We start from the raw sequence: 389 nt of genomic DNA, 5'->3' as shown, positions 1-389 counted from the left end.
GCAACGCGAGCAGAAAAGTTCGAACTAATGCAGCAGGAGAAGGCAAACTACAGCATCAAACGCATGGCACGGCTATTAAAAGTGTCTCGGTCTGGATACTACAAATGGGCTCATGTGCAGCAGAAACGACTATCCGGAAAGGATGATCGGTCAGCATTTTACGATGATGTTGACCGAAAGATTCATCAGATTTGGAAAGACTCCGATGAGGTTTATGGTGCTCCTCGGATCACCGCAGAGCTCGCCGAGCGCTACCACATTTCGCTTAACCGTAAGACTGTGGCGAAGCGGATGCGCATGATGGGCATTGAAGGGATTTCACCGCGTGCCTTTGTCCCGGTGACAACGATTCAATCCAAGCGTAAGTCAACTCTTCCTGACCTGGTCAA

1 protein-coding gene is annotated in these 389 nt (G+C 49.9%); it reads left to right on the top strand.

Features of this window, described 5'->3' with window-relative positions; all coding sequences use genetic code 11:
- Positions 1–27: 27 nt before the first annotated feature.
- A partial coding sequence (locus tag HMPREF2698_RS00620; protein WP_141748911.1) for an IS3 family transposase occupies positions 28–389 on the top strand: 362 nt, incomplete at its 3' end.

The organism is Corynebacterium sp. HMSC072A02 (genome assembly GCF_001810085.1).
Taxonomy (GTDB): domain Bacteria; phylum Actinomycetota; class Actinomycetes; order Mycobacteriales; family Mycobacteriaceae; genus Corynebacterium; species Corynebacterium hesseae.
Note: the sequence above shows the minus strand (reverse complement) of the source record. Positions and strands in the feature narration are given on the sequence as shown.